This is a genomic window from Streptococcus sp. 3874, from assembly GCF_013276425.1.
In the GTDB taxonomy this organism is placed as follows: Bacteria; Bacillota; Bacilli; order Lactobacillales; family Streptococcaceae; genus Streptococcus; species Streptococcus pseudopneumoniae.
The window spans coordinates 1-17,654 of the sequence record NZ_VMLA01000130.1; the positions used below are offsets into that span (position 1 = coordinate 1).

Genomic DNA, 17,654 nt, shown 5'->3' on the forward strand with positions numbered 1-17,654 from the left:
AATGCTTTTTGATTTTAGTTTAGTATTATCGTAGAAAATGGACTCGGTGCTATGGATAAACCGGATGAGAATGGTTATGTAGCAGATGACTATCGGATTACTTACTTAGAGGCCCACATCAAGGCCATGCGAGATGCCATTTACCAAGACGGGGTTGACTTGCTTGGTTATACGACTTGGAGATGTATCGATCCGGTTTCAGCTGGCACAGGGGAAATGAATAAGCGCTATGGCTTTATCTATGTAGATCGAGATAATGTAGGAAATGGGACTCTCAAACGTAGCAAGAAGAAGTCCTTCTATTGGTACAAGGATGTCATTGATAGCAATGGAGCAAGCATCGAGTAGAGCACATTTGTTTACTATTTTTACAAAATCTTCTCCCTACTTTATAAGATGTGAAAAAAGAGTTCAAATGGAACTCTTTTTTTGCTATAATGAGGGGAGAAAAATCAGACAGGAGATCAAGATGTCAGAACCATTATTTTTACAATCAGTTATGCAAGAAAAAATCTGGGGTGGAACCAAGCTACGTGATGAGTTTGGCTACGACATCCCAAATGAAAAAATCGGAGAATATTGGGCTATCTCAGCTCATCCAAATGGAGTCTCTAAAGTTGCCAATGGTCGTTTCGAGGGAACAAATCTGGCTACTTTATATGCAGAGCACCGTGAATTGTTTGGTAATCGTCCTGAGACTGTATTTCCACTCTTGACCAAGATTCTTGATGCCAACGACTGGCTCAGTGTCCAAGTTCACCCAGACGATGCTTACGGACTCGAGCATGAAGGCGAACTCGGAAAAACAGAATGCTGGTACATCATCGCAGCGGATGAAGGTTCAGAGATTATCTACGGCCATAATGCCAAGTCAAAAGAAGAACTCCGCCAGCAAATTGAAGCTAAAAACTGGGATGGTCTATTAACAAAAGTCCCTGTTAAGGCTGGAGATTTCTTCTATGTGCCAAGTGGCACTATGCATGCTATCGGTGCGGGTATCTTGATTCTTGAAACTCAACAATCTAGTGACACCACCTATCGCGTCTATGACTTTGACCGTAAGGATGATAAGGGAAACTTGCGTGAACTTCACCTTGAAAAATCCATTGATGTATTGAACATTGGTGAGCCTGCAAATAGCCGTCCTGTAACTGTCAAAGCTGATGATTTACGCTCAACTCTCCTTGTCTCTAATGATTTCTTTGCAGTTTACAAGTGGGAAATTACTGGAAAAGTTGACTTTGAAAAGACAGCTGACTACAGCTTATTGAGTGTCTTAGCTGGTCAAGGTCAGCTAACTGTTGACGGGAAAAATTATCCAATTCAAAAAGGCAGCCACTTTATCCTACCAAGTGATGTTGAAGCTTGGACTCTGGAAGGGCAAGGTTTGGAATTGATTGTTAGCCATCCATAAAAAGAAAGGGCCTGAGTTCACTACTCAAGTCCTTTTTGATTACATAAATTGGGCAATGAAGACCACAATGATGATGATTGGAATGACGAAACGAAGAAGGAAGAGCGAGACTTGGAACAGTCCTTGTTTCCATGCTCTTTCATCGAGATGGAGTTTCTCTATTGCAAGAGCCTTTTTAAAGATATAGCCTGTAAAAAGTGAAAGGCAGAGAGCTCCAAATGGCATGAGGAGATTGGAAACCAAGAAGTCCATAGCGTCAAAGAAGGCCTTACCAAAAATGTGAACATCCGCCATGACACCGTAAGATAGGGCTGAAGGAATGCCAAAGACAAAGGTCAAAATTCCTAAAATAACACTCCATTTAGCACGCTTGCTGTTGTCCTGATTGGTGATATTGTCTACATTGATTTCCAGCATAACGACAGAAGAAGTGACTGTCGCAAAGAGGAAGAGCAAGAGGAAGAGGATGTAGAAAATGGTTCCAAAAGGCATCTTGTCAAAGAGTTGAGGCAAGACGATAAAGAGTAAGCTCGGTCCCCCTTCAGACTGGATATTGAAGGCTGACATAGCTGGGAAAATGGCGAGACCTGCCATGATGGATACCGAGATATTCATGGCTACGATGGAAATTCCTGATTGGACCAGATTGGTTTTCTTGTCTAAGTAAGAAGCATAGGTCAGCATGGCTGTAACCCCTAGTGAGAGGGCAAAGAAAGATTGTCCCAGAGCATAGAGGAGACCAGCACTGGTCAGTTTTAAAAGTCTGGTTTGAGGAAGTAAAGAACCCCTTCCATGGCATTTGGCAAACTGAGAGAACGACCGATGATGACGACAAAGATGATAAAGAGCAGGGGCATCATGACTTTCGAAGCTCTTTCAATCCCTTTTTGAACCCCACGTGATACAATGAAGATATTCAATAGGATAAAGGTCGCTTGAGCTCCTAGAGCAATGGCTGGATTTGAAATGATTGAAGTAAATAACTGAGCATAATCACCCGTTCCACCAATTTGGAACAATTTTCCAAACTCAATGCCTAGATAGACTAAAATCCAGCCACCAATAACACTGTAGAAAGATAAGAGGATAAAGAGGGCAAAGGCACCAATCCAACCGATAAAGTTGTACTTACTATTCTTGCCTAGTTTTCCAAAGGTTTTGATTGCTGAGACACCAGCGCTTCGGCCGAGAGCAAATTCAGCTAGCAAAAGGGGGAAACCGATTAGAATAGTGGAAATGAGAAAGACCAGTAAAAAGCCTCCTCCACCGTTAGCAGCAGTCATATAGGGGAATTTCCAAACGGCACCAAGTCCGATGGCTGAACCAGCAGATGCTAGGATAAAGCCCGGTTTAGACCCCCATTGCGATTTTTCAGACATAGTTAAACTCCTAAAATTAGTGTTACAAAAGAAAAAGCTACTGCCCTTGGCAAATAGCCTCATCAGTACTCAAAATGAGCGTTTCTTTTGATTGATAGACTTGACTATCCTATCATGTTTTCTAAGGTCTGTCAAGAAAACCATTTTCATGTTATGATAAAGTAAAAAATTTCGCAAAAACGCTTGACTCTGACCTAAGGGGAGGGGTTATACTATCAGTGTAATACTCTTCGAAAATCTCTTCAAACCACGTCTGCGTCGCCTTACCGTACTCAAGTACAGCCTACGGCTAGCTTCCTAGTTTGCTCTTTGATTTTCATTGAGTATAAGGAGGAAATCATGTACCATATAAAAGAAGCTGCACAGCTTTCGGGTGTCTCTGTCAAGACCCTGCACCACTACGATAAGATAGGACTTTTGGTTCCTTTAAAGTCGGAAAACGGCTATCGAACCTACAGTCAGGAGGATTTGGAACGTCTCCAGGTCATTCTTTACTACAAATATCTAGGCTTTTCTTTAGAAAAAATAGCAGAGCTATTAAAGGAAGAAAGGACAGATTTATTGCCTCATTTGACCAGGCAGTTGGACTATTTGACTCGAGAAAGGGAACATCTGGATACCTTGATTTCAACCTTGCAAAAAACCATTCAAGAACAAAAAGGAGAAAGAGAAATGAGCATTCAAGAGAAATTTGCTGGATTTAACTACCAAGACCATCAAAAATACCACCAAGAGGCGGTAGAGAAATATGGACAAGAAGTCATGGACCAAGCGCTGGAGCGCCAGAAAGGTCACGAAGACGAGGCTACGGCTGCCTTCAACCAAGTTTTTCAAGCCTTAGCACAAAATCTTCAAGCTGGTCTGCCTGTAACAGCAACTGAAAACCAAGAGCAAACAGCCAAGCTCTTGCAAGCCATTCGTACTTATGGATTTGATTGTACTATTGAAGTATTCGGTCATATCGGTAAAGGCTACGTCTATAACCCAGAGTTTAAGGAAAATATTGACAAATTTGGTACTGGAACAGCCCAGTACACATCAGATGTCATTGCCCACTATGTCCAAACTCAAGCAAAATAAAATCGGAGGAGTAATCTTCCGATTTTTTCTATTAAAAGTTCTTTAATCATAATGCAGACTTCCCGCCACCCAGCCGGTACAGAGGGCAGAAGTGATGTTAAAGCCACCCGTGTGGGCATTTATATCCATAACTTCGCCTGCAAAGTGGAGGCCAGGTACCAGCTTACTTTCAAGGGTTTTAGGATTGATTTCCTTGAGACTGACTCCACCCTTGGTAACAAAGGACTTTGCAAGGGACATTTTTCCAGTTACAGGAATTTTAAGTTCTTTAATGGACTGGACAAGTTGTTCTCGTTCCTTTTCAGTCAGTTGTTTGACTTTGTCAGGATAGCCTTGTACAAAAAATTCGGCCAAGCGTTCTGGTAACAAGGTTTTTAAAGCGTTTTTCAAGGATTTTTCCCGATTTTCTTCTAGAAATGTAACCAAGTCCTTCTCAGAAAGTTGAGGCAAAACATCGAGTGAGAGAACCTCCCCACCTTTGACAAAGCTAGACATGCGTAGGGCAGCAGGACCTGACAAACCAAAGTGGGTAAAGAGTAAATCATGAGTGATGACATGCTTACCATAACTTAGGGTCACATCGTCCAGAGAAATCCCTTGTAAGGCTTTATGTGGAAAATCTGTTAATAAAGGACTTTCAGCAGCCTCAAGATCGGTGATGGTATGCTTAAAATGGCGAGCAATCTCGTGACCAAAACCAGTCGAACCAGTCGAAGGATAAGACTTACCACCTGTTGTGACAATGAGTTTCTCACAAGTGAAGGTTTGATCCGCTGACTTAAGGACAAACTGGTCCTCTACTTTTTTAACAGAAACGATTTCTATTTGAGTAGCAACTTGACCACCTAGTTCGGTGATTTTCTTTTCCAAAGCTTCGATAATAGTCCGAGACTTGTCACTGGCTGGAAAGACGCGTCCGTGGTCTTCGACCTTAAGTTTAACACCATTTTCTGTAAAAAAGTTGATGATGTCATGATTATCGAACTGGGAGAAAACACTGTAAAGAAAGCGTCCGTTTCCAGGAATTCCAGCTAGCAGGTTGTCTAAGCTACCATTGTTGGTCACATTGCAACGTCCCCCACCAGTCCCAGCTAATTTTTTTCCAAGTTTCCGATTTTTTTCGATGAGGAGGGTTTTCTGTCCATAAAAGCTACTGGAAATCGTAGCCATCATACCAGCAGGTCCTCCACCGATGACAATAGTATCAAAATGTTTCATAGCTCTATTGTACCACAAAAAAACAAGAGATGATGGTTACCTCTTGTCAAGAATGCAATTAATCAATTTCATAGCCCATCAGCAGACCGCCATCTTCTGCATAGAAACTGCAGAGACCAGATGTTGGGAGAATTTTAATATCCGCCTGTGGGAAGGTTTCACGGATTCGGTCTGAAAGCTGTTGGCAACATTTCTCGTTATTGCGTTGGGCCATGACAATACGGCCACCAGCATATCCTGCTTTCACTAACTCTTCATAGGCTGCTTGAACTGACTTCTTTGCTCCTCTTGCTTTTTGTAGCAATTCGAGGGTTCCAGTTTCACTAGCTTCCCCAACCATACGGATATTTAGAAGGCCAACGACCGTACCGATAAGCTTGCTCAAACGGCCGTTCTTCACCAAGTTATCGACTTTAGCTAGGACAAAGAGCAACTTGGTTTTTTCTTGATAGGCGGTGATAGCTTCAACCACTTCTTCAAAAGACAAGCCCTGGTCAATCAAATCATTCAATTTTTCTACGAGCAAGTCAACTTCCCCACCAGCAGACAAACTATCAATTACATGAATCTTAGTATCAGGATGGTCTTCCAGATAAATATTCTTGGCCAGTTGCGCACTATTGTGGCTGCCAGAAAGAGTACCAGTGATGGTTACTAGGAAAATGTTTTTGGCTCCTTCAAATGCTCGCAAATAATCATCTGGGCTTGGACAAGCTGATTTTGAAGCTTCTGCGGTTGCATACATGGTTTCCATCATATGGTCAATATCAAGACTGGCATCATCAACAAAGACCTGATCAGCTACTTGAATGGTTAAGGGGACACTTACAAAGGTTGTGTTAATAGCTGGTGTTGGCAGTTGACGATAATCACAACCAGAGTCAGCAATAATCTTCCAAGTCATAGAAATTCTCCATCTTTGTCAGTTATACATTGACAAAGGTTCTGTCTTTTTTTACAATTATATCATGAAAACCCTTGAAACAAAAGCCTCATCCGTCTGTTGTGACAAGTAGAAAGAAAATGTTATGTCTGAACGTAGAATCTCTGAAAAGTCTCTTGAAAATCTCAGAAAATCAAACCAAGAATCCAATTTATTAACCAGAGAAGCCATTGAAACAGCCCTCTTGCAACTCTTGGAAAAAAAGGAACTGACCAAGATTAGTATTTCTGAATTGGTCAAACGTGCAGGTGTTTCGCGTGCGGCCTTTTACCGCAATTATGACTCCAAAGAGGAAATTTTAGAAAGCGTCTTTAAACGAACTGTCCATAATATTATGGAACAGTTGCATCATTATGATTTAAAGACAGACCTTTATCTGGTCTGGGTTCACCTTTTCCGAGAGGCCAGAAAGGAAGCCAGAGTGATTCAACTGGCCTTGGATTACCATCTGGAAAAAATCTTTGTCCAAGCCATGCAGGAATTTTTAGAAAAATACCATGGAAAATCAAAAGGTGTCAGCTCTTATCTTCATTCCTTCTGGAGTTCAGCCATCGTCTCAGTCCTTTTAAAATGGATCAAGGATGGCATGAAGGTACCTGCTGAAAAGATAGCGGATTTACGGTTACCATTTTTTAAAAAATAGAGAAATAGGAGAAAAGAGATGACTGAAAAAAGACTGGCCTGGGATGAGTATTTTGCAGCCCAAGCCCTACTAATTGCCAATCGTTCCACTTGTAAACGTGCCAAAGTGGGCGCAATTCTGGTAAAGGATAATAAGGTCATTTCCACTGGTTACAATGGTTCGGTGTCAGGGACTGAGCATTGTATTGACCACGAATGTTTGGTCATTGAAGGCCACTGTGTTCGCACCCTTCACGCTGAGGTTAATGCTATTCTCCAAGGTGCTGAGCGTGGTGTTCCCAAAGGCTTTACAGCCTATGTAACCCATTTTCCTTGTCTCAACTGTACAAAACAATTACTTCAGGTCGGCTGCAAGCGCGTGGTTTATATCAACCAGTACCGAATGGACGACTATGCCCAATACCTTTATCAAGAAAAGGGAACAGAATTAACCCATTTACCACTTGAGACAGTACAGACAGCTCTTAAAGAAGCAGATTTAATGTAAAAATTATCAAAAATAAATGGTTTAGAAAGATTTTTAAACCGTTTTTTGGTATAATAAGAAGAATAAATTGAAAGAAGGAATTCCAAAAATGGGAAAAATTGAAGTTATTAATCACCCGCTGATTCAACACAAATTGTCAATCTTGCGTCGTACAGATACTTCTACAAAAGCTTTTCGTGAGCTAGTAGATGAGATTGCAATGTTGATGGGGTATGAAGTACTTCGTGATCTTCCACTAGAAGATGTGGAAATCGAAACACCAATTACAAAAACAGTTCAAAAACAATTGGCAGGTAAGAAATTGGCCATCGTTCCAATCTTACGTGCAGGTATCGGGATGGTCGATGGGCTCTTGAGCTTGGTTCCAGCTGCTAAGGTTGGTCACATCGGTATGTACCGTGATGAAGAAACGCTTCAACCAGTTGAATACTTGGTAAAATTGCCTGAAGATATTGACCAACGTCAAATTTTTGTAGTAGATCCAATGTTGGCAACAGGTGGCTCAGCAATCTTGGCTGTTGACTCGCTTAAAAAACGTGGCGCATCAAATATCAAATTTGTCTGCCTTGTATCAGCACCAGAAGGTGTAAAAGCTCTTCAAGAAGCTCATCCAGATGTAGAAATCTTTACAGCAGCCTTGGATGAACGTTTGAACGAACACGGTTATATCGTTCCAGGTCTTGGAGATGCTGGAGACCGCTTGTTCGGTACAAAATAAAATTAAAAAGAGAATGACTTGGAAAAGAAGTTCCAGTCACGAAAGGAGGTTGAATTTTTGTTTCTGTTCTAATGAAAACAGAGCAAAAATCTGACCTTTTTTGACCAAAATATTATAATAGTCTTATCTTCAGTCATTTGACCAACAAAAATAAAACTCAAAAGGAGAAATAAATGATTCCTGTAGTTATTGAACAAACAAGCCGTGGAGAACGTTCCTACGATATTTACTCACGTCTTTTAAAAGACCGCATCATTATGCTGACAGGTCCAGTTGAAGACAATATGGCTAACTCAGTTATTGCCCAATTGCTTTTCTTGGATGCCCAAGATAGTACAAAAGATATTTACCTTTATGTCAACACACCTGGTGGTTCTGTTTCAGCTGGCTTGGCAATCGTTGATACCATGAACTTTATCAAGGCAGATGTCCAAACCATCGTTATGGGAATGGCTGCATCTATGGGGACGGTCATTGCATCAAGTGGAGCAAAAGGCAAGCGTTTCATGCTTCCAAATGCAGAGTATATGATTCACCAACCAATGGGCGGTACAGGTGGAGGTACTCAACAAACCGATATGGCGATTGCTGCAGAACACTTGCTTAAAACTCGTCATACCTTGGAAAAAATATTGGCTGAAAATTCAGGTCAGTCAATCGAAAAAGTCCATGCAGATGCAGAACGCGATAACTGGATGAGTGCCCAAGAAACACTTGAATATGGCTTTATTGATGAAATCATGGCCAACAATTCATTGAACTAATGTTGATAGAAGGCAAACTCGACTGGGTTTGCTTTTTTTGGTATAATAGGGGGAGATTTCTTAGAAAGAGGATTTATCATGTTTGAAAAAGTCAATCGATCTGGCTTGATTATCTATCTTTACTATAATCGTGATGCCAAAAAACTGCAGGATTATGGAGATATTACCTATCATTCCAAGAAGCATCGTTACTTACAACTCTATGTTCCAACTCAAGAAGTGGAGCAATTGGTCGGGCGCTTGAGCAAGGAAAAGTTTATCAAAAAAGTCAGAGTTTGTCATATCCAAGAACTGGAAACACCCTTTGTGGGTAACCTTTACCGATAGGAAAACGTTATCAGATAAAAATTTAAAGAAAAGTGTTGACAATTTTCTGATAATTCGATATATTCTTAACAGACTATTTAAGAAATAAGGAGACAAAAAAAGATGAAGAAAAAATTTGCCCTATCGTTTGTGGCGCTTGCAAGTGTAGCACTTCTTGCAGCCTGTGGAGAAGTGAAGTCTGGAGCAGTCAACACTGCTGGTAACTCAGTAGAGGAAAAGACAATTAAAATCGGGTTTAACTTTGAAGAATCAGGTTCTTTAGCTGCATACGGAACAGCTGAACAAAAAGGTGCCCAATTGGCTGTTGATGAAATCAATGCCGCAGGTGGTATCGATGGAAAACAAATCGAAGTAGTCGATAAAGATAATAAGTCTGAAACAGCTGAGGCTGCTTCAGTTACAACTAACCTTGTAACCCAATCTAAAGTATCAGCAGTCGTAGGACCTGCGACATCTGGTGCGACTGCAGCTGCGGTAGCGAACGCTACAAAAGCAGGTGTTCCATTGATCTCACCAAGTGCGACTCAAGATGGATTGACTAAAGGTCAAGATTACCTCTTTATTGGAACTTTCCAAGATAGCTTCCAAGGAAAAATTATCTCAAACTATGTTTCTGAAAAATTAAATGCTAAGAAAGTTGTTCTTTACACTGACAATGCCAGTGACTATGCTAAAGGGATTGCCAAATCTTTCCGCGAGTCATACAAGGGTGAAATCGTTGCAGATGAAACTTTCGTAGCAGGTGACACAGACTTTCAAGCAGCCCTTACAAAAATGAAAGGGAAAGACTTTGATGCTATCGTTGTTCCTGGTTACTATAATGAGGCTGGTAAGATTGTAAACCAAGCGCGTGGTATGGGAATTGACAAACCAATCGTTGGTGGTGATGGATTTAACGGTGAAGAGTTTGTACAACAAGCAACTGCTGAAAAAGCATCAAACATCTACTTTATCTCAGGTTTCTCAACTACTGTAGAAGTTTCAGCTAAAGCCAAAGCCTTCCTTGACGCTTACCGCGCTAAGTACAATGAAGAGCCTTCAACATTTGCAGCCTTGGCTTATGACTCAGTTCACCTTGTAGCAAACGCAGCAAAAGGTGCTAAAAACTCAGGTGAAATCAAGGATAATCTTGCTAAAACAAAAGACTTTGAAGGTGTAACTGGTAAAACAAGCTTCGATGCGGACCACAACACAGTTAAAACTGCTTACATGATGACCATGAACAATGGTAAGGTTGAAGCAGCAGAAGTTGTAAAACCATAATAGAAAAATGTTGAAATAGGGAATGAGCCTTTGACTCACTCCCTGTTTCGATGTTTAAGAACCTATCAAAAAGTGAGGGAAAAACCTCGGAATTATATATAGAAAGAGTGAATCTTATGCTCCAACAACTAGTAAATGGTTTGATTCTAGGTAGTGTTTATGCGCTGTTAGCCCTAGGATATACCATGGTTTACGGAATTATCAAGCTCATCAATTTCGCCCACGGTGATATTTATATGATGGGAGCCTTTATTGGTTATTTCTTGATCAATTCTTTCCAAATGAATTTTTTTGTAGCGCTTATTGTAGCCATGCTAGCGACAGCCATCCTTGGTGTCGTGATTGAGTTCCTTGCTTACCGACCTTTGCGTCACTCTACTCGTATTGCTGTTTTGATTACAGCTATTGGGGTTTCTTTCCTACTGGAGTATGGCATGGTCTATCTGGTTGGTGCCAATACCCGTGCCTTCCCTCAAGCGATTCAAACAGTTCGCTATGATTTGGGACCAGTTAGCCTAACAAATGTGCAGTTAATGATCTTGGCCATTTCCTTGCTTTTGATGATTTTGTTACAAGTCATTGTCCAAAAGACCAAGATGGGGAAAGCCATGCGTGCAGTATCCGTAGATAGTGATGCAGCGCAATTGATGGGGATCAATGTGAACCGGACTATCAGCTTTACCTTTGCTTTGGGTTCTGCTCTTGCGGGGGCGGCTGGTGTTCTGATTGCTCTTTATTATAACTCTCTTGAGCCTTTGATGGGGGTTACTCCAGGTCTTAAGTCTTTCGTTGCCGCGGTACTTGGTGGTATTGGGATTATTCCTGGTGCGGCTCTTGGTGGTTTTGTGATTGGTTTATTGGAAACCTTTGCGACAGCATTTGGGATGTCAGACTTCCGTGATGCCATTGTTTATGGAATCTTGTTGTTGATCTTGATTGTCCGCCCAGCTGGTATCCTTGGTAAGAATGTGAAAGAGAAGGTGTAAGCGATGAAAGAAAATTTAAAAGTTAATATTCTATGGTTACTCCTTTTGTTAGCTGGCTATGGCTTGATTAGTGTACTGGTTTCAGTCGGAGTACTCAATCTGTTCTATGTACAGATTTTACAACAAATCGGAATTAATATTATTCTGGCTGTTGGTCTCAACTTAATCGTTGGTTTTTCAGGACAATTTTCACTTGGGCATGCTGGTTTCATGGCGATTGGTGCCTATGCAGCAGCTATTATTGGTTCTAAATCACCAACCTACGGTGCCTTCTTTGGAGCCATGCTTGTAGGGGCTTTGCTTTCAGGAGCAGTTGCCTTGCTTGTCGGAATTCCAACCTTACGCTTGAAGGGGGACTATCTTGCAGTAGCAACTCTAGGTGTTTCTGAAATTATCCGTATCTTTATCATCAATGGTGGAAGCCTTACAAATGGTGCGGCAGGTATCTTAGGAATTCCTAACTTTACAACTTGGCAAATGGTTTACTTCTTTGTCGTGATTACAACCATTGCAACCTTGAACTTCTTGCGTAGCCCAATTGGTCGTTCAACCCTCTCTGTTCGTGAGGATGAAATCGCTGCTGAGTCAGTTGGGGTTAATACGACTAAGATTAAAATCATCGCCTTTGTCTTTGGTGCTATTACTGCAAGTATTGCAGGGTCACTTCAGGCAGGATTTATCGGTTCAGTTGTACCGAAAGATTACACTTTCATCAACTCAATCAACGTATTGATCATTGTTGTATTTGGTGGACTTGGTTCCATTACAGGTGCCATTGTATCGGCTATTGTTCTGGGAATTTTGAATATGCTTCTCCAAGATGTTGCCAGCGTGCGTATGATTATTTACGCTTTGGCCTTGGTATTGGTAATGATTTTCAGACCAGGTGGACTCCTTGGAACATGGGAATTGAGCCTATCACGTTTCTTTAAAAAATCTAAAAAGGAGGAACAAAACTAATGGCATTACTTGAAGTAAAACAGTTAACCAAACATTTTGGCGGTCTAACAGCTGTTGGAGATGTGACTCTTGAATTGAACGAAGGGGAACTGGTTGGACTAATCGGTCCAAATGGAGCTGGGAAAACCACCCTTTTCAACCTCTTGACGGGTGTTTATGAACCAAGTGAGGGAACAGTAACCTTAGATGGCCACCTTTTGAATGGAAAGTCACCTTATAAGATTGCTTCTTTGGGACTTGGACGTACATTCCAAAATATCCGTCTCTTTAAAGATTTAACCGTTTTGGACAATGTTTTGATTGCCTTTGGTAACCATCACAAACAACATGTTTTTGCTAGTTTTTTGCGCTTACCAGCTTTTTACAAGAGTGAAAAAGAATTAAAGGCTAAAGCCTTGGAATTGCTGAAAATCTTTGATTTAGATGGTGATGCAGAGACTCTTGCTAAAAATCTTGCCTACGGACAACAACGTCGTTTGGAAATTGTTCGTGCCCTCGCTACGGAACCTAAAATTCTCTTTTTGGATGAACCAGCCGCAGGTATGAACCCGCAGGAAACAGCCGAATTGACTGAGTTAATTCGTCGTATCAAAGATGAATTTAAGATTACAATCATGTTGATTGAACACGATATGAATCTGGTCATGGAAGTAACAGAACGTATCTACGTACTTGAATATGGCCGTTTAATTGCTCAAGGAACTCCAGATGAAATTAAGACCAATAAACGCGTTATCGAAGCTTATCTAGGAGGTGAAGCCTAATGTCTATGTTAAAAGTTGATAATCTTTCTGTGCATTATGGTATGATTCAAGCAGTCCGTGATGTAAGCTTTGAAGTGAATGAAGGAGAAGTTGTTTCCCTTATCGGTGCCAATGGTGCAGGTAAGACAACCATTCTCCGTACCTTGTCTGGTTTGGTTAGACCAAGCTCTGGAAAGATTGAATTTTTAGGTCAAGAAATCCAAAAAATGCCAGCTCAAAAAATCGTAGCAGGTGGGCTTTCACAAGTTCCAGAAGGACGCCACGTCTTTCCTGGCTTGACTGTTATGGAAAATCTAGAAATGGGAGCTTTTTTAAAGAAAAATCGTGAAGAAAATCAAGCTAACTTGAAGAAGGTCTTTTCACGCTTCCCACGTCTTGAAGAACGCAAGAACCAAGATGCAGCCACTCTTTCAGGAGGAGAACAACAAATGCTTGCCATGGGACGCGCTCTTATGTCAACACCAAAACTTCTTCTCTTAGATGAACCCTCAATGGGACTTGCCCCAATCTTTATTCAAGAGATCTTTGATATCATTCAAGATATTCAGAAGCAAGGAACAACCGTCCTCTTGATTGAACAAAATGCTAATAAAGCACTCGCAATCTCTGACCGAGGATATGTATTGGAAACAGGGAAAATCGTTCTATCAGGAACAGGAAAAGAACTCGCCTCATCAGAAGAAGTCAGAAAAGCGTATCTGGGTGGCTAAAACAATCCAGTGGATTGTTTTAGTCGGCAGATGAAGATTGAGAAGCAATCATCAGAATCCAGTGGATTGTTTTAGTCGGCAGATGAAGATTACGAAGTAATCATCATTATAGTCCAGTGGACCTTTTTAGTCGGCAGATAGAAATTGCGAAGCAATCATCAGAATCCAGTGGATTGTTTTAGTCGGCATATTTAGATTGCAAACAAATCTACATCTACACTGAAAGATAAATTTCTAATAATTGAAAAAATCGAATGAAACGTATCTTACCTTCATTCACAGAGCTCGATTTCAGAGCTCTTTTTGCTAGGTTATTCATACTTTTCTGAATTTTGAAAAAGAAATGTAAGCGTTTGATAGATTTGCAAAAAGATTGTATAATAGGGATAAGAATAGAAAAGGAGAAGTCTCATGGCAGTTAAAGATTTTATGACCCGCAAGGTAGTTTATATTAGTCCAGATACAACAGTATCTCATGCAGCAGATTTGATGAGAGAGCAAGGGTTGCACCGCTTGCCTGTTATCGAAAATGATCAATTGGTTGGTTTGGTAACTGAGGGAACCATTGCCCAAGCTAGCCCATCAAAAGCAACCAGTCTTTCTATCTATGAGATGAATTATCTTCTAAATAAGACAAAAGTAAAAGATGTCATGATTCGCGATGTTGTCACTGTTTCAGGCTATGCGAGTCTAGAAGATGCAACTTATCTGATGTTGAAAAACAAGATTGGTATTCTTCCTGTAGTAGATAACCATCAAGTCTATGGGGTTATTACGGACCGTGACGTTTTCCAAGCCTTTCTTGAAATTGCTGGTTATGGAGAGGAAGGAATTCGTGTGCGCTTTGTTACAGAAGATGAAGTTGGCGTTCTTGGTAAGATTGTTTCTCTAATCGTTGAAGAAAATTTGAATATCTCCCATACAGTCAATATTCCGCGTAAGGATGGTAAGGTCATTATCGAAGTGCAAATCGATGGATCAATTGATTTACCAGCCTTGAAAGAAAAATTTGAAGCAAATGGTATTCAAGTGGAAGAAATCACTCGCACTTCAGCAAAAGTCTTGTAAGAAGGGAAGCCGAAAGGCTTCTTTTTTCATAAAAAAGGGATTATAGCAAAAGATGGAAAGAAATGATAAAATATGCTATAATGAAATGATGTAAAAAAGGAGTATTTATGGACATTTCAGTAATCCGTCAAAAAATTGACGCAAATCGTGAAAAATTAGCTTCTTTCAGGGGGTCTCTTTGACCTCGAAGGGCTAGAGGAAGAGATTGCCATCTTGGAAAACAAGATGACAGAACCTGATTTTTGGAATGATAATATTGCGGCCCAAAAAACGTCGCAAGAATTAAATGAATTAAAAAACACCTATAACACCTTCCACAAAATGGAAGAGTTGCAGGATGAAGTCGAAATTTTATTGGACTTTTTAGCTGAAGACGAGTCAGTTCAAGAAGAACTGGTAGAGCAGTTAGCCGAACTTGATAAGATGATGACCAGCTATGAGATGACTCTACTCTTGTCAGAACCTTATGACCACAACAATGCCATCTTGGAAATCCATCCAGGTTCTGGTGGTACTGAGGCTCAGGACTGGGGTGATATGTTGCTTCGTATGTATACTCGTTATGGTAATGCTAAAGGCTTTAAAGTGGAAGTATTGGATTACCAAGCAGGGGATGAAGCTGGTATCAAGTCAGTAACCTTATCATTTGAAGGGCCTAATGCCTATGGTCTTCTCAAGTCAGAAATGGGGGTACACCGTTTGGTGCGAATTTCACCATTTGACTCTGCCAAACGTCGCCATACATCTTTCACATCCGTAGAAGTGATGCCTGAGTTGGACGATACCATTGAAGTGGAAATCCGGGAAGATGACATCAAGATGGATACCTTCCGTTCAGGTGGTGCCGGTGGACAAAATGTCAATAAGGTTTCAACAGGTGTACGTTTAACCCACATTCCAACTGGAATTGTTGTTCAATCAACAGTGGATCGTACCCAGTATGGAAATAGAGATCGTGCCATGAAGATGTTGCAGGCTAAGCTCTATCAAATGGAGCAAGAAAAGAAAGCTGCGGAGGTAGATTCCCTCAAGGGTGAGAAAAAAGAAATCACATGGGGAAGCCAAATCCGTTCTTATGTCTTCACTCCTTATACTATGGTAAAAGATCACCGAACTAGCTTTGAAGTTGCTCAGGTAGATAAGGTTATGGATGGGGACCTAGATGGTTTTATCGATGCCTATCTCAAGTGGCGAATTAGCTAATATAGAAAGGAAGTCACATGTCAATCATTGAAATGAGAGATGTCGTCAAAAAATACGACAACGGAACGACTGCCCTACGCGGTGTTTCGGTCAGCGTTCAACCGGGGGAATTTGCTTACATCGTAGGACCTTCAGGAGCAGGGAAGTCAACTTTTATCGGTTCTCTGTATCGTGAAGTAAAAATCGATAAAGGAAGTCTATCAGTTGCTGGTTTTAATCTGGTTAAGATCAAAAAGAAAGATGTCCCGCTTCTGCGTCGTAGTGTTGGGGTTGTCTTCCAGGATTATAAACTCTTGCCAAAGAAAACGGTCTATGAAAATATTGCTTACGCTATGGAAGTAATCGGGGAAAATCGCCGTAATATCAAAAAACGAGTGATGGAAGTTTTAGACTTGGTTGGGTTGAAGCACAAGGTTCGTTCTTTCCCAAATGAGCTCTCAGGTGGAGAGCAACAGCGGATTGCGATTGCACGTGCTATTGTAAACAATCCAAAAGTATTGATAGCCGATGAACCAACAGGAAACCTGGACCCTGATAATTCATGGGAAATTATGAATCTCTTGGAACGGATTAACCTACAAGGGACAACTATTTTGATGGCGACTCATAATAGCCAGATTGTAAATACCTTGCGCCACCGTGTCATTGCCATTGAAAATGGCCGTGTTGTTCGTGACGAATCAAAAGGAGAGTATGGATACGATGATTAGTAGATTTTTTCGCCATTTATTTGAAGCCTTAAAAAGTTTGAAACGAAATGGTTGGATGACAGTAGCTGCTGTCAGTTCAGTCATGATTACTTTGACCTTGGTGGCAATATTTGCATCTGTTATTTTTAATACAGCGAAACTAGCTACAGATATTGAAAATAATGTCCGTGTAGTAGTTTATATCCGAAAGGATGTGGAAGATAACAGTCAGACAATTGAAAAAGAAGGTCAAACTGTTACAAATAATGACTACCACAAGGTATATGATTCTTTGAAGAACATGTCTACGGTTAAGAGTGTTACCTTTTCAAGTAAAGAAGAACAATATGAAAAGTTAACCGAGACAATGGGAGATAACTGGAAAATCTTTGAAGGAGATGCCAATCCTCTCTATGATGCCTATATTGTAGAGGCAAATACTCCAAATGATGTAAAAACTATAGCCGAAGATGCTAAAAAAATTGAAGGTGTCTCTGAGGTTCAAGATGGCGGTGCCAATACAGAAAGACTCTTCAAGTTAGCTTCATTTATCCGTGTTTGGGGACTAGGGATTGCTGCCTTGTTAATTTTTGTCGCAGTTTTCTTGATTTCAAATACCATTCGTATTACTATTATTTCCCGCAGTCGCGAAATTCAAATCATGCGCTTGGTCGGAGCTAAAAACAGTTATATTCGTGGACCGTTCTTGTTAGAAGGAGCCTTTATCGGTTTATTGGGAGCTATCGCACCATCTGTTTTGGTCTTTATTGTTTATCAAATGGTTTACCAATCTGTTAACAAATCGTTGGTAGGACAAAATCTATCTATGATTAGTCCAGATTTATTTAGTCCGTTGATGATTGCCCTACTATTTGTGATTGGAATTTTTATTGGTTCACTGGGATCAGGAATATCCATGCGTCGATTCTTGAAAATTTAGGTAAAATAATTACTTTTATGAGGAGGTTGTAAAATCTCCTTTTTTGCTACAAAAATTTTAGAAAAGGGACTTCTAATACTCAATGAAAATCAAAGAGCA

Annotated in this window: 18 protein-coding genes and 2 pseudogenes; 17 read left to right on the top strand and 3 right to left on the bottom strand. The window is 40.6% G+C overall.

The window, feature by feature from the left end; all coding sequences use genetic code 11:
* Positions 1-27: 27 nt before the first annotated feature.
* Together HT703_RS10655 and manA are read left to right on the top strand one after the other, a co-directional pair.
* Positions 28-348, top strand: a pseudogene (locus tag HT703_RS10655) (family 1 glycosylhydrolase); the annotation flags it as partial.
* Positions 349-469: 121 nt separating this feature from the next.
* A complete protein-coding gene (gene manA, locus HT703_RS10660) occupies positions 470-1,414 on the top strand; it encodes a mannose-6-phosphate isomerase, class I (RefSeq protein ID WP_054393094.1) in 945 nt (314 codons plus the stop codon).
* 39 nt (positions 1,415-1,453) lie between these two features.
* On the opposite strand, the pseudogene HT703_RS10665 reads toward manA, so the two are convergent.
* Positions 1,454-2,793: pseudogene (locus HT703_RS10665) on the bottom strand (sodium-dependent transporter).
* Positions 2,794-3,132: 339 nt separating this feature from the next.
* On the opposite strand from HT703_RS10665, the gene HT703_RS10670 reads away from it, so the two are divergent.
* Complete coding sequence (locus tag HT703_RS10670) at positions 3,133-3,873, top strand: MerR family transcriptional regulator (RefSeq protein WP_000274782.1); 741 nt, start codon at positions 3,133-3,135, stop codon at positions 3,871-3,873.
* A 42-nt stretch (positions 3,874-3,915) separates the two neighbouring features.
* Here the strand turns inward: HT703_RS10670 and HT703_RS10675 are convergent, their stop codons facing one another.
* Both HT703_RS10675 and HT703_RS10680 read right to left on the bottom strand, forming a co-directional pair.
* The gene (locus HT703_RS10675) at positions 3,916-5,091 is read right to left on the bottom strand and encodes an NAD(P)/FAD-dependent oxidoreductase (protein ID WP_172930079.1); all 1,176 of its coding nucleotides are present in this window, start codon (positions 5,089-5,091) and stop codon (positions 3,916-3,918) included.
* A gap of 58 nt (positions 5,092-5,149) precedes the next feature.
* Positions 5,150-5,995 (bottom strand): DegV family protein, encoded by an 846-nt coding sequence (locus HT703_RS10680; RefSeq protein ID WP_054388076.1) that lies wholly within the window; start codon positions 5,993-5,995, stop codon positions 5,150-5,152.
* A 124-nt stretch (positions 5,996-6,119) separates the two neighbouring features.
* Between HT703_RS10680 and HT703_RS10685 the strand changes: the two genes are divergently transcribed.
* The 14 genes from HT703_RS10685 (at position 6,120) to ftsX (ending at position 17,555) form a co-directional block, all read left to right on the top strand.
* Complete coding sequence (locus HT703_RS10685) at positions 6,120-6,677, top strand: TetR/AcrR family transcriptional regulator (protein ID WP_050261904.1); 558 nt, start codon at positions 6,120-6,122, stop codon at positions 6,675-6,677.
* Between the two features lie 18 nt (positions 6,678-6,695).
* Positions 6,696-7,163, top strand: a complete 468-nt coding sequence (locus HT703_RS10690; protein WP_000136976.1) for a cytidine/deoxycytidylate deaminase family protein — start codon at positions 6,696-6,698, stop codon at positions 7,161-7,163.
* 88 nt (positions 7,164-7,251) lie between these two features.
* A complete protein-coding gene (gene upp, locus HT703_RS10695; RefSeq protein ID WP_000515974.1) occupies positions 7,252-7,881 on the top strand; it encodes a uracil phosphoribosyltransferase in 630 nt (209 codons plus the stop codon).
* A 173-nt stretch (positions 7,882-8,054) separates the two neighbouring features.
* Positions 8,055-8,645 carry an ATP-dependent Clp protease proteolytic subunit ClpP gene (gene clpP, locus HT703_RS10700; protein WP_050242379.1) on the top strand — a complete coding sequence of 197 codons (591 nt, stop codon included), beginning with the start codon at positions 8,055-8,057 and terminating at the stop codon, positions 8,643-8,645.
* A gap of 78 nt (positions 8,646-8,723) precedes the next feature.
* The gene (locus tag HT703_RS10705) at positions 8,724-8,972 is read left to right on the top strand and encodes a YlbG family protein (protein WP_000462126.1); all 249 of its coding nucleotides are present in this window, start codon (positions 8,724-8,726) and stop codon (positions 8,970-8,972) included.
* Between the two features lie 102 nt (positions 8,973-9,074).
* A complete protein-coding gene (locus tag HT703_RS10710; RefSeq protein ID WP_000726145.1) occupies positions 9,075-10,235 on the top strand; it encodes an ABC transporter substrate-binding protein in 1,161 nt (386 codons plus the stop codon).
* Positions 10,236-10,351: 116 nt separating this feature from the next.
* The gene (locus tag HT703_RS10715; RefSeq protein ID WP_000941428.1) at positions 10,352-11,221 is read left to right on the top strand and encodes a branched-chain amino acid ABC transporter permease; all 870 of its coding nucleotides are present in this window, start codon (positions 10,352-10,354) and stop codon (positions 11,219-11,221) included.
* Between the two features lie 3 nt (positions 11,222-11,224).
* Positions 11,225-12,181, top strand: coding sequence for a branched-chain amino acid ABC transporter permease (locus HT703_RS10720; RefSeq protein ID WP_000662290.1), 957 nt, complete (start codon positions 11,225-11,227; stop codon positions 12,179-12,181).
* Positions 12,181-12,945: an ABC transporter ATP-binding protein gene (locus HT703_RS10725; RefSeq protein ID WP_001185997.1), complete on the top strand. Its 765-nt coding sequence runs from the start codon at positions 12,181-12,183 to the stop codon at positions 12,943-12,945. Before HT703_RS10720 ends, HT703_RS10725 begins: the two co-directional genes overlap by 1 nt.
* On the top strand, positions 12,945-13,655 hold the full coding sequence (locus HT703_RS10730) for an ABC transporter ATP-binding protein (protein ID WP_000062200.1): 711 nt from the start codon (positions 12,945-12,947) through the stop codon (positions 13,653-13,655). The genes HT703_RS10725 and HT703_RS10730 overlap by 1 nt, the downstream gene beginning before the upstream one ends.
* A 411-nt stretch (positions 13,656-14,066) precedes the next feature.
* Positions 14,067-14,723: a CBS domain-containing protein gene (locus HT703_RS10735; RefSeq protein WP_000268665.1), complete on the top strand. Its 657-nt coding sequence runs from the start codon at positions 14,067-14,069 to the stop codon at positions 14,721-14,723.
* A 107-nt stretch (positions 14,724-14,830) separates the two neighbouring features.
* Positions 14,831-15,926, top strand: a protein-coding gene (gene prfB, locus HT703_RS10740; RefSeq protein WP_100127798.1) for a peptide chain release factor 2 whose coding sequence is annotated in 2 segments (ribosomal slippage) — positions 14,831-14,902 and positions 14,904-15,926 — 1,095 coding nt in all. Because the reading frame shifts where the segments join, the coding sequence is not laid out codon by codon here.
* 17 nt (positions 15,927-15,943) lie between these two features.
* Positions 15,944-16,636, top strand: a complete 693-nt coding sequence (gene ftsE / locus HT703_RS10745; RefSeq protein WP_172930080.1) for a cell division ATP-binding protein FtsE — start codon at positions 15,944-15,946, stop codon at positions 16,634-16,636.
* Positions 16,629-17,555, top strand: coding sequence for a permease-like cell division protein FtsX (gene ftsX / locus HT703_RS10750; protein ID WP_000625541.1), 927 nt, complete (start codon positions 16,629-16,631; stop codon positions 17,553-17,555). The genes ftsE and ftsX overlap by 8 nt, the downstream gene beginning before the upstream one ends.
* Positions 17,556-17,654: the final 99 nt, after the last annotated feature.

What these genes read in the sequence shown, in the direction of transcription:
- manA (WP_054393094.1), top strand. Translation starts at nt 470, where the DNA reads ATGTCAGAACCATTATTTTTACAATCAGTTATGCAAGAAAAAATCTGG.
- HT703_RS10670 (WP_000274782.1), top strand. Translation starts at nt 3,133, where the DNA reads ATGTACCATATAAAAGAAGCTGCACAGCTTTCGGGTGTCTCTGTCAAG.
- HT703_RS10675 (WP_172930079.1), bottom strand. Translation starts at nt 5,091, where the DNA reads ATGAAACATTTTGATACTATTGTCATCGGTGGAGGACCTGCTGGTATG.
- HT703_RS10680 (WP_054388076.1), bottom strand. Translation starts at nt 5,995, where the DNA reads ATGACTTGGAAGATTATTGCTGACTCTGGTTGTGATTATCGTCAACTG.
- HT703_RS10685 (WP_050261904.1), top strand. Translation starts at nt 6,120, where the DNA reads ATGTCTGAACGTAGAATCTCTGAAAAGTCTCTTGAAAATCTCAGAAAA.
- HT703_RS10690 (WP_000136976.1), top strand. Translation starts at nt 6,696, where the DNA reads ATGACTGAAAAAAGACTGGCCTGGGATGAGTATTTTGCAGCCCAAGCC.
- upp (WP_000515974.1), top strand. Translation starts at nt 7,252, where the DNA reads ATGGGAAAAATTGAAGTTATTAATCACCCGCTGATTCAACACAAATTG.
- clpP (WP_050242379.1), top strand. Translation starts at nt 8,055, where the DNA reads ATGATTCCTGTAGTTATTGAACAAACAAGCCGTGGAGAACGTTCCTAC.
- HT703_RS10705 (WP_000462126.1), top strand. Translation starts at nt 8,724, where the DNA reads ATGTTTGAAAAAGTCAATCGATCTGGCTTGATTATCTATCTTTACTAT.
- HT703_RS10710 (WP_000726145.1), top strand. Translation starts at nt 9,075, where the DNA reads ATGAAGAAAAAATTTGCCCTATCGTTTGTGGCGCTTGCAAGTGTAGCA.
- HT703_RS10715 (WP_000941428.1), top strand. Translation starts at nt 10,352, where the DNA reads ATGCTCCAACAACTAGTAAATGGTTTGATTCTAGGTAGTGTTTATGCG.
- HT703_RS10720 (WP_000662290.1), top strand. Translation starts at nt 11,225, where the DNA reads ATGAAAGAAAATTTAAAAGTTAATATTCTATGGTTACTCCTTTTGTTA.
- HT703_RS10725 (WP_001185997.1), top strand. Translation starts at nt 12,181, where the DNA reads ATGGCATTACTTGAAGTAAAACAGTTAACCAAACATTTTGGCGGTCTA.
- HT703_RS10730 (WP_000062200.1), top strand. Translation starts at nt 12,945, where the DNA reads ATGTCTATGTTAAAAGTTGATAATCTTTCTGTGCATTATGGTATGATT.
- HT703_RS10735 (WP_000268665.1), top strand. Translation starts at nt 14,067, where the DNA reads ATGGCAGTTAAAGATTTTATGACCCGCAAGGTAGTTTATATTAGTCCA.
- ftsE (WP_172930080.1), top strand. Translation starts at nt 15,944, where the DNA reads ATGTCAATCATTGAAATGAGAGATGTCGTCAAAAAATACGACAACGGA.
- ftsX (WP_000625541.1), top strand. Translation starts at nt 16,629, where the DNA reads ATGATTAGTAGATTTTTTCGCCATTTATTTGAAGCCTTAAAAAGTTTG.